The organism is Enterobacter sp. CM29, from assembly GCF_013179605.1.
GTDB classification, from domain to species: Bacteria; Pseudomonadota; Gammaproteobacteria; order Enterobacterales; family Enterobacteriaceae; genus Enterobacter; species Enterobacter intestinihominis.
The window spans coordinates 1-10,636 of record NZ_JABMCU010000155.1 but is presented as its reverse complement, the minus strand read 5'-3'; the positions used below and the strand labels follow the sequence as shown (position 1 = coordinate 10,636).

Annotated in this window: 6 protein-coding genes; all 6 read right to left on the bottom strand. The window is 57.5% G+C overall.

Annotated elements, in window-relative coordinates; all coding sequences use genetic code 11:
* Positions 1-341: 341 nt before the first annotated feature.
* Positions 342-1,832, bottom strand: coding sequence for a pitrilysin family protein (locus HP459_RS17075; protein ID WP_022649723.1), 1,491 nt, complete (start codon positions 1,830-1,832; stop codon positions 342-344).
* Between the two features lie 221 nt (positions 1,833-2,053).
* On the bottom strand, positions 2,054-3,340 hold the full coding sequence (gene dctA / locus HP459_RS17070) for a C4-dicarboxylate transporter DctC (protein ID WP_022649724.1): 1,287 nt from the start codon (positions 3,338-3,340) through the stop codon (positions 2,054-2,056).
* A gap of 159 nt (positions 3,341-3,499) precedes the next feature.
* Positions 3,500-5,506, bottom strand: coding sequence for a biofilm formation regulator HmsP (gene hmsP / locus HP459_RS17065; protein ID WP_171936524.1), 2,007 nt, complete (start codon positions 5,504-5,506; stop codon positions 3,500-3,502).
* 120 nt (positions 5,507-5,626) lie between these two features.
* Positions 5,627-9,109 (bottom strand): cellulose synthase complex outer membrane protein BcsC, encoded by a 3,483-nt coding sequence (gene bcsC / locus HP459_RS17060; protein WP_171936523.1) that lies wholly within the window; start codon positions 9,107-9,109, stop codon positions 5,627-5,629.
* On the bottom strand, positions 9,091-10,197 hold the full coding sequence (gene bcsZ / locus HP459_RS17055) for a cellulose synthase complex periplasmic endoglucanase BcsZ (RefSeq protein ID WP_171936525.1): 1,107 nt from the start codon (positions 10,195-10,197) through the stop codon (positions 9,091-9,093). The genes bcsC and bcsZ overlap by 19 nt, the downstream gene beginning before the upstream one ends.
* 6 nt (positions 10,198-10,203) lie before the next feature.
* The coding region (locus tag HP459_RS17050; protein WP_171936522.1) for a cellulose biosynthesis cyclic di-GMP-binding regulatory protein BcsB at positions 10,204-10,636 on the bottom strand (433 nt) is incomplete at its 5' end.

Below are 10,636 nucleotides of genomic sequence, written 5' to 3'. Positions count from 1 at the left end.
TTCCCCACAAATTAATGCGAGCACTGAGCAATCCCCTCGCCCCTCCGGGGAGAGGGTGAGGGTGAGGGGAACATACGGCGGTGGTGGTCATTCCGTTCACTTTATGTTCCTTGCTACTCTGTAACGACATGACCGGTGAACGTGCCAGGGTGGCTCAGTCGCCACCACCCTGGCGACCCGGGCTCCCGGCGCATCCCTGTGCCTCGCCCCGGCCTGCAGGAAACGCCTCAGCGATTTACAGCCGGACCAGGGCATCGCTGACAGCCCTCAGTCATTTAGAAAGCAACTTTATTGCTTCTGCATAAAATCCCTCAGCCCACAGGGAGAGGGAACGCAGGGCCTTACTGGCCCTGCGGAATATCGCTCGCATCCTGGTGCAAATCATCGGCCGCCGCCTGTACTGGCTGCGACGGCGTCGCCATGATGGCGTTCCAGGTGGCCTTTAACTCTTTCATGTCATATTCCGGCTCACCTTTCGGCTGCAACAGAATCAACGCCATATCCTGAGACAGCTGCTGACGCAGATCCTGATTCAGCATCTCCACGGTCAGACCGTTCAGGAAATCCTGACGCAATTTCTGATACTGCTCCGGCGCGATGTCCACGACCTGATTCTGTAAGGAGCGAATGCGCTGGCTGATTAAGATATCGGTATCGGCGCGGGCATAGGTGGCAAACAGTTTCTGCAATTCGAGGGATTTCTGCGCCACCAGGGCGTTAAATTCCTCTTCAGACAGGCCCTCTTTACGCACTTTAGCCAGCTCTTTCGCCACCACGCCGAGATTGGCATTCAGCTTATCACCCGGCGATTCGACGTTAATGGCGCACTGGGCGCGCTGGAACAGCACGCGGCAGTCAAAGCCCAGACCAATGTCTTTCACGTTGTTCTTGCTGAGCGTCTGCTGAACATGCCAGAACAGCGCTTCACGCGCCAGGTCCGCACGCCAGTAACGCAACAGCGCCGAGGACTCGCGGATCGGCTGCCAGGCGGTATCCCACATCATCGAAAGACGATCCTGACGCACGGTATCCGTCATGATACTGACCGTCTCAGGACGCAGCGGGGACAAAGTAGGAACAGGGGCGGGCGTTTCACGCTTCCCTTTTAGATCGCCAAAGGCTTTGTTGATCTGCTCTATCACCGCACGGCTGTCCACGTTGCCCACTACAATGAGGGTCATGGCATCCGGGGTGTACCACTGCTGGTAGAAAGATTTCACCTGCTCTGGATCCACCGGCTGTTTCAGCGGTTCTGCCGGGTCGTGGCCAAGCAGCGTGGACCCTTTCAGGCGGTAGCGCCACCAGCCTTCTTTGGTATCCGTCGGCCAGGTCGCCACCATGTCGCTGTTGCTCAACGCATAGTTTACGGTCTCAGGCGTAATCGCCAGTTTGCCGGTGGCATCGGAAAGATAGGTCAGCGCTTCTTTAAGCAGATCGTTACGGTTGTTGGGCAGGCTCAGATTAAACATGGTGTAGTCATAGGAGACCACAGCCGGGGGCAGCGGGCGTTTAGGATCGATGGCCTGTTGCCATAAAGAACGCACCTGAACCGCCTGCAAACTGCCGCTCTGGGTGAGCGCCAGTCGAGGAATAAAATGGCTTAAGCCGGTCTGCTGGGTGCTTTCAGTGAGGGAGCCGGTATTCACAGCCAGACGAATTTCAATGCGATCGCTCGGACGTTGCGGAGTGGATAACACCTGCCACTGGAATCCGTTCGCCAGTGTTCCCTGTTGCCAGGCCGGGTCTGGCTGGAGCGCATCTGCCTGCACATAACTGGCTGCTGCCATCATCAGCAAACCGCCGGTTAAGAGTCGAATTTTTGTGCCCTGCATGTGAACCCCTGATCAACATTCCTGGTTAAAGAGAGTGTCTCGCGACGTGAGCACTCAAAGATGACGATGAAAACCTTCCGATTAGACAGCGTGTTCAGCTAAACGTCACGGGCGGAAGCGAAATATACCCAAAAAAATTTTGTCGAAATATGACAGGTATGAGCGGTTATTATGCGCAGGTGCCCGCATCCCCACAAGGGAATACGGGCATTTATGAGGGATTAAGAGGATAAACCGGGGGTTTTGTCCTCAGATGTGCGATTATTCAGCGTATCGTTAAGTTTCTTGTGATCCAGCTCTTTTACCCACTTCGCCACCACAACCGTCGCCACACCATTACCAATCAGGTTGGTTAACGCGCGGGCTTCAGACATAAAGCGGTCGATACCGAGGATCAGGGCCAAACCCGCCACCGGCAGATGGCCAACCGCTGAAATAGTGGCCGCCAGCACGATAAATCCGCTACCCGTTACGCCCGCCGCCCCTTTCGAGGAGAGCAGGAGGACGACCAGCAGCGTAATCTGATGGAAGATATCCATGTGGCTGTTGGTGGCCTGAGCAATAAAGACCGCCGCCATCGTCAGGTAAATCGAGGTGCCGTCCAGGTTAAAGGAGTAGCCCGTAGGAATAACCAGCCCCACCACTGACTTACGGCAGCCCAGCTTTTCCATTTTATCGAGCATACGCGGCAGCGCGGACTCAGAAGAGGATGTGCCGAGGACAATCAGCAGCTCTTCACGAATGTAACGGATAAATTTGAAGATGCTGAAGCCGGTCGCACGAGCGATGGAGCCGAGCACCACCACCACAAACAGAATACAGGTGATGTAGAAGCAGATAATCAGCTGGCCAAGCTGTACCAGCGTGCCGACGCCGTATTTCCCGATGGTGAAGGCCATCGCGCCAAAGGCACCAATCGGGGCCAGACGCATAATCATGTTGATGATGCCGAAGATAACCTGCGAGAAGCTTTCAATGACGTTAAAAATCAGCTGACCTTTGCTGCCAAGACGGTGCAGGGCAAAGCCAAACAGCACGGCAAACAGCAGTACCTGGAGGATATTTCCGCTGGCGAACGCGCCAATCACGCTGCTCGGGATCACGTCCAGCAGGAAGGCAACAATCCCCTGATCTTTCGCCTGTTCAGCGTAAACCGCCACCGCTTTCGCATCCAGCGTGGCCGGGTCAACGTTCATGCCCGCGCCAGGCTGTACCACGTTGACAATAATCAGGCCGATAATCAGCGCGATGGTACTGACAATCTCGAAGTACAGCAGGGCAACCGCCCCCGTACGCCCGACCGCCTTCATGCTTTCCATGCCAGCGATACCGGTCACCACGGTACAGAAGATGACCGGCGCGATGATCATTTTGATGAGCTTAACGAACGCGTCGCCAAGCGGTTTCATTTGCGCGCCCAGCTCCGGGTAGTAGTGACCGAGCAGAATACCGATGGCGATGGCTGTCAGGACCTGGAAGTAAAGACTTTTGAAGAGTGAGGTTTTCATAGGGTGTCCCTGGAAAGAATAACTACAGGCTTTGTAAGGTTATGGTTAACCTGCGGCTTTAAAATAACACCCACATAACAGGACAGAAATAAACGGGGTTCAAATTTGAAACACAAATGTTAAGAACTTTGAGCTGGCTCGCACAAGCCAGCAACAAAATTACACTTTTGCGTTATTGCCAGCGTCGGCGAGATAGCGTCGCTCAAAGGTATCCGTCGGCACGGCGCGGCCAAACAGGAAGCCCTGACCGCTCTCCACACCCGCCGCAGCCAGCCACTCGCGCTGGGCTTCGGCCTCAATACCTTCGGCAGTCACGTGCAGGTTCAGGCTGTGCGCCATCTGGATAATGGCCTGCACCAGGCTGCAATCCTCCGGCAGCCCTTTCACAAAGGTTTTGTCGATTTTCAGGACGTCCACCGGCAGGGTTTTCATGTGCTGGAGCTGACGCAGGCCGGAATACCCCATACCAAAATCGTCCAGCGCAATGCGGACCCCGGCGTTACGCAGCGGTTTCAGAATGGCGACAGCGTCGTCAGGATTGTCAATACAACGGCTCTCGGTGACTTCCAGGATCAACGTGTGGGGCTGGATGCGGTAGCGATGGATCAACTCGAGCATATCCGGCACCATAGTCGGGTGCATCAGCTGTAGCGCAGAAAGATTCACCGACAGCGGCAGCGTGATGCCCCGTTGTTGCCAGGCCGCAAGCTGGCGGCACGACTCTTCCAGCACCCAGTATCCGACGGTGACCATCAGGCCGCAGGACTCGATACGTTCGATCATCCCCTCAGGCAGCTCCCACGTGCCGTCCGGCTGCTGCATGCGCAGCAACGCTTCGGCGCTGGTCACTTCACCCGTGCGCAAATCCACCTGCGGCTGTAGCCAGAGCGCAAACTGGCGATTGTCCATCGCCGTCAGAATGTCGCTCTCTTCCGTCAGGCGCTGCTGGGCTTTTTCCATTTGCTCCGGATCAAAGAACTGGATCTGGTTTTTGCCTTTTCGGCGCGCGGTAAACGCTGCTGAGAAAGCCCGACGGTATAACTGCTCGGCGGTCAGACCACCGTAGTACATTGCGATACCAATGCTGGCACTTGGGCGTAGCTGGATACCCTGAATGGGTAGCCGCTCATTTATGACAGTGAGTACTTGCTGACCTAACGTAATAGCGTGCCACGGCTCTTTTACACCGTGCGCAATCACCACCAGGTCATAGCCGCTGACCTGGGTAAGTACCATGCGCGGCGCCAGCACAGATTTGATTTTTTCCACCAGCGTCAGTAATAGCATCTCGCGCTGGCTCTCTTTCAGCACGCCCGTCGTGTCCTGCAAGGTCTCGCAGGCAATCACCATCAGCGCGGTGGTCTGCTGGCGAGCGACGGTCTGCTCCAGCAGGGCCATTAAAAACGCTTTGTTTGGCAGGTCGGAAACCGGGAAACGGGTGGCATTATTACTGACCTCTTCCTGCTGACGCAGGACACGCTGCTGGTTGATATTGTAACTGCGGACCAGCATGCCGATTTCATCGTCGTGATGCAGACGCGGCAAGGGAAGCTGATGCCCCATGTGCTCCTGCGGAGAGAGGTCATTCAGCTCCCGGGCTATGCGGCGCAACGGATGCACAATTAACCGGTTGATGCACCACGTCAGCGCCACGCTCAACATTAAGGTTAAAAGTAAGTAAGTAGTCACCAACGTAGCAACCCAACTCATGACGAATTTATACATGCGGTACGAGTCCGCCTGTAGTACCAGATAGGCCAGCGGCTGCGGGTTAGCCGGTCTTTCCAGGGAATAGAGAGGCAGGGAAATCTGCACCGGCAGTTCAAACAGGCGCATCACCATCATCGGGACGGGACGCTCCGGGATAAAGCTCATCCGCAGCGCCTGGAACTGGTTCGGCAGCACGACGTCGGCGCGGCTCACGATACCGGCGGGCTGAATGCGTTTCAGGATGGATTCCGCCTCGGGGATATCCCCTTTCAGGATCGAGGCCGACAGGGGTTCCCGCACCGAGCGGGCAATACTTTCCAGTTGCGAAGCCGTGTTATAGCGATTCTGCTGTACGGAATGAAACAGCAAAATGACGCAGAAGATGAAGACAAACAGCATTGTGACGGCAGACACCATCGCCATCTGTTTGATCGTTAAGGAACGGCTGACACGCAAAATGACTCTCCACAAAACTCGAAGCGCAGGGCGCACCAGGGCGTAAACCTGGTGCGCCCGAGTATACCCGATAGCTGCACTTTTAAGAGAGACTTACAATTAGATTAAGCAAAAATCCGATCACCAGTCTGCATAAGGCACCAGCGGTTCCGGCGGTAAGTCCATATCACCCTGCCAGCCTGCGGCAGAATACCGAACATAGAGCAGCGCATGGCTCGGGGTATAGTCTTTCGCTTCCTGAATATCGACGCCCAGACCGACAAACCAGTTGGACGTCACACGGCGTTCAACAATCGCCCTTGCGGTATAACCCGTCCCTGACGAGCTACTTCCGGTTCCCATCGCACCTTTATCGGTATAACGGCCTGGCTCATTGTCCGGGATCAGCCCCTGCAACGGATAACGCATCACATCTTTTGTTTTTGAATGGGACCATGAGACGGAACCGCCCAGTTCCCATGACCAGTTCTCTGTGCGTTTACGCCAGTTCACCGGTAAGGCAAACGACACATACTCCTGGGGACTGTAGTAACCGCCCTGGCCCAGCGAATAGCCACTTAAATCCTTATCGTAATGCCAGAGCATGTTGGACACACCGACCGTCAGACGCTCGTTGTTCTGATTGATAAGCTTGTAGTAATAGCCGGTCATCCAGCGGACCCGCCAGTTATCTTCGACATTCTTCCCGGTGAGGCTGTCGGCACTCAGGCTTGACCAGATCCCGTTAGCTTCGCCTTTGTCGTAGCTCATGCTCACGCCGCCACCGGTAGCACGCACGCCGCCCCAGGTGGTGTCGGTATTGGGATCTTTTTGCCCGGCGAAGGCCAGCACAGAGCTGGAAATCGGACGACGATGGGCGTTCAGGGTGTAGCCAATCGGCCCCAAGTCGTTGCTGTAGCTCAGGCTGCCCACCACATCGACCACGTCGAAGCCCATCGGCGTTGTACCGATGTCCCACGCCCAGGTGTTGTTCTGCCAGCCGACGGCCACGCTGGCGCCGTTGGCCGACTGGTTCGTGCTGCCGTGACATGGCGTTTCGGCGCAGGTACCCCACGTTGGATCGTAGGTTCCATTGTCCGTATCAAAGGAACCGGCGTTCATATTGACCAGATCGCTACGGAAGAACATGCGGCCATCCGATAGCGGCGCATCCACCTGGAGCATAGTGGTGTGCGCTTTCAGGTCGGAATAGCCCCCCGTGCCGCTGGATCCCCAGTAGTCGTGTTGCAGCGTGACGTTCAGATCCTGCTGACGATAAAGATCGCCTGCATCGCTGCGCACGCCGCGCTTCAGCCAGTCATCTTTCTCATCGTTACGCGTGAGCCGCGTAAAGCTGTCGTTATCGGTTGGACGGGTCGTCGTGATGCCCGATGAGACCATCGCATCTTTCCAGGTTTCCAGCGCCTGCTGAGGCTGGCCGTTTTGCGCCTGGAAACGGGCGGCATCACGCATCACCAGCGCGCTTTCCATAGAAGGCGGCTGCGATTTTGCCTGCGGAAGAATGGTGTTGAAGGTCTTTTCTGCCGCGGCAGGATCACCCAGACCGGCCTGCGCCATGGCGATCCGGCGCTGCATATTGAGGGAGAGCGGTTCGCCGTTTTGTGCCGCGGGCAGTTTCGCCAGCTCAGCGCGAGCGGCGTCCCTGTTGCCCTGAGCAAGATTGACTCCGGTCAGGCCGAGAATTGCGTCTTCGTTCTGCGGTTCCCGTTGCAGGACGGTGTTGTAGGCGGTTTTCGCGGCCTCGTGATCGCCACGCTGTTCAGCCCAGTCTGCCAGCGTTAAGTCAATACGGGTGGACGGGGGCTGCTGGCGAAGCAGCGCTTCCGCTTCCTGCTCTTTTCCACTGTCGCGCAGGCGGTTGGCGGTTTCCAGCACCTGATTACTTTGCAGGCGGTCCGCCAGCGCCTGGATGTTGCCGTTCCACTTGTCGCGCGGCAGCGTGTTCAGATGCGCCAGCGCGGCCCGGTCCCGATCGTTACCGGACAGGTACAGCCCGCTGGCGTAAACCTGATCCGGATCGCCCGGTTTCTGGCTTGCCAGCTGGCGCATCAGGTTATCCGCCTGGCTGCGCTGACCCGCGCTATACAGATCGCGTGATAGCCGGTAGGTGATCCACACGTCGCCCGGGGAAAGCGCAAGGCGTCGGCGCTGAATTTCTGCGGCCTGCGCATAGTTTCCCTGGCTTTCCAGCTGTTCAGCCTGAGCCGAGAGCTGCTCGTTCGTCAGGCTACGTTCAATATCATCAATGCTGCGGCGCTGGCTGGCAGAGAGCGACTGAATAAACTGCGTCGCCTTCTCCGGAGACTGCTCGCGATAAATATTGGCAAGACCGCGTACCGCGTTGCTGTTGCCGCTGTCCATCCGCAATGCCTGGCGATAATAGCGTTCAGCCGCGTCCTTATCTTTCCGCGCCGCCGCCGCGTCACCCAGCCCCAGGACCGCGTAGCTGTCCGTATTGTCAATGTTGCGCGCCTGCTGATAATAGCGTTCCGCCTGGGCTGTCTTGTTGGCTTTCAGGGCGTTATCACCCTGCTGGATCAGCAGCCAGTATCGGTTAACCTTTAGCAGGCTGTCCCATTTGCCCCGGTTGTCGCTCTGCGGATCGAGGGCGATCGCCTTTTCAAACTGCGCAACCGCGCGGGCGCGATCGCCTTTCTGCGAATAGGCCTGCCCCAGCGCGCCTACGGCTTCACTGTCGGCGTGGTTGGCGCTGACTGCTTTCTGCAACTCCGTTACCGCTTTACTGCCCTGCCCGGCATCCACTGCGGCTAACCCTTCGGCTTTGGCGCGAAACGCCGGATCGGCGAGCTGTTTTTGCTGCGCTTCAAGCTGGGCGCGCGCCGCCGTCACGTTATCGCCATCGCTGAACACGCTCAGGTATTGTTGCAGCGCGGTAACGCTGGCGCTGCTGGCCGGCTGATCTTTGATCTGCTGGTACCACATGTCCGACGCCTGACTGCGGCCATTGTTCGATTTGGCCATCTCCTGTAACACCGCAAACCCTTCATCACGACGTCCGCTCTGGAACAGAAGCTGCGCCAGCGAAGCCTGTAGCGGGGCGTTGCCCGGACTGCTGGCGTTGATTTTCTTCAGCTGATTAATGGCCAGATTGCGGCGGGCAGGCTCTTTCGCCACCACGTTCCAGTACTCCGTCGCGATGTCGCCGCTGGGCGGATTACCGTCAAACAGTTTGTCATACGCGGCAATAGCTTCCTGCGTGTGCCCGGTGGTGGCGAGCAGACGAGCCTGCTGGAGGGCCTGGCGACCATCCGGCGTGGAGAGCAGCATGGTCGTACGGGAGGACTGGTACGCACTGGAATCGGGTGCTATTCCTTTCAGGCGATCCAGCTCTTTTTGCGCGCCCGCCGTATCCCCCTGTCGTAACAGGTAGCGGAAGCGAGCGGCAATCACGTCCGGGTTGTTGGGGTCGATCAGCTCAAGGCGATAGAGCGACTGGCGCACCAAATCCTCACGCTGGGTGGATTCCCCCAGACGAACCTGTTCCAGCAGCTGTCTCTGCTGCGGGGAGTTGGCGGCCTGGGCCAGGGGCATGAGCGCCAGGCCAAGCGATAAGGCGAGTAGATTTAGTGTGAACGTGCGCATTCCTGGCCCCAATCCGGTAGTAATTCACCTTGCGAGGTGAAACGAAAACGATGCTGATCCCACCCTTGTCCAAAGAGGGTCAGAACGTAGCTGTAATAAGCATTGTTATCGGGAAAACGATCGGCGACACGCTGGCGTTGCACCGCCTGCGCGTCCCGTTCTTGTAAAAATGGAAGCAGGGAGGCAGAAAACCCTACCGGCCCATCTCCGGTACGTTTCCCGGTCGCTACGTCCACTTTTTCCGGCGGTAAGCCTTGTTTGATTGTGGTGGTCGCCATGGGCTTGAAACGCGCCAGTAGCCGGGCTTTTTGCGGATCGTTATCGTTCATCATCCCTACCCACAGATAGACGCGAATCGCATCGTAACTGCCGATCAGGGTCGTATCCTGCTTCAACTGCCAGCCGCCCTTTTTCTGGTATTTCACCCAGTTCGGGGAAAATCCTTTTGGCGCGGTCTCCAGCAGCAGACGCAGGTTGGTTTCACGGAGCGTTGTCCACGGTGCGCCGAAACGGGTGAAATAGCTCGCAAGCTGCGGCGGCAGGTAGCTGGGGTTGAAACGCCAGGCACTCTCTTCGGCAAAACCGACTTTACCCGGCAGCAGCATAGCACCCAGCCCCGGTACCTTCACCACTTCTTCACTGGCAATGCGCGTCAACAGCGCCTTACCCGTGCGCGTGTAATCGGGATTTTTCCACAGCCGCCCGGCTTCCAGCAGCGACCAGGCTATCCAGATATCGGCATCGGACGCGGAGTTAGGGTCGATAACCGCCCAGGTGTTGTCGTCCTTTTTTCCCCATAGCCACGCCGGGAGATGTTGGGCTAAATCCCCCTCGGCAAGGTTATCGCGCGTCCATGTCAGCAGCAGATCAAACGTCTTGCGATCGTTTGCTGCCAGGGAAAAGAACAATCCATAGCTTTGCCCTTCGGAGGTGGTGATTTTGCGCGCGTCACTGGGATCAATGACGCGCCCACTTTCGCTCATATAATCCTGCTTGAACGTCTCCCAGGCAGGCCAGCGACAGGCGGCATGCAGATTCGCCGCCGCCAGCATCAACGCTGCGACTACACATCCGCGAAAGATTTTCATCACGGCTTACTCATGGTCCGGGTTAAGACGACGACGGCTGATGATTCGCAGCAGACGCCACAGTACCCACGCCAGCAATACAACGCTGAGCGCAGCCAGCACGGCCAGCAGCACCGGGTGGTTAGAGAGGGCGTACCACAGGCGTTCGAACCACGGCAGATGACCGACGTAGTAGACATCCCCCACGCGCAGGCTGTTTACCCCCGACTCACGGATCACCGAGACGGAACCGAACATTGCCGCCCGTTTACCGCTGTCGTTCATGGCCGTGTTGAGCAGCTCATAGCCGCGCGGGCTGTCCGCCAGCAGGGCGATCACGCTGCGCTGGTCGTTATACGGAGACTGGAAGCCGACAATCGCAGCCATCGGACCCGTTGAGCTTACGGTCGTCCTGATATTGGCCTGACGATCGCCGCTGTCCGGCATGATGCTTGGGAAC

Excerpts from the sequence above, each read along its gene's own strand:
- HP459_RS17075 (WP_022649723.1), bottom strand. The coding sequence starts at position 1,832 with ATGCAGGGCACAAAAATTCGACTCTTAACCGGCGGTTTGCTGATGATG.
- dctA (WP_022649724.1), bottom strand. The coding sequence starts at position 3,340 with ATGAAAACCTCACTCTTCAAAAGTCTTTACTTCCAGGTCCTGACAGCC.
- bcsC (WP_171936523.1), bottom strand. The coding sequence starts at position 9,109 with ATGCGCACGTTCACACTAAATCTACTCGCCTTATCGCTTGGCCTGGCG.
- bcsZ (WP_171936525.1), bottom strand. The coding sequence starts at position 10,197 with ATGAAAATCTTTCGCGGATGTGTAGTCGCAGCGTTGATGCTGGCGGCG.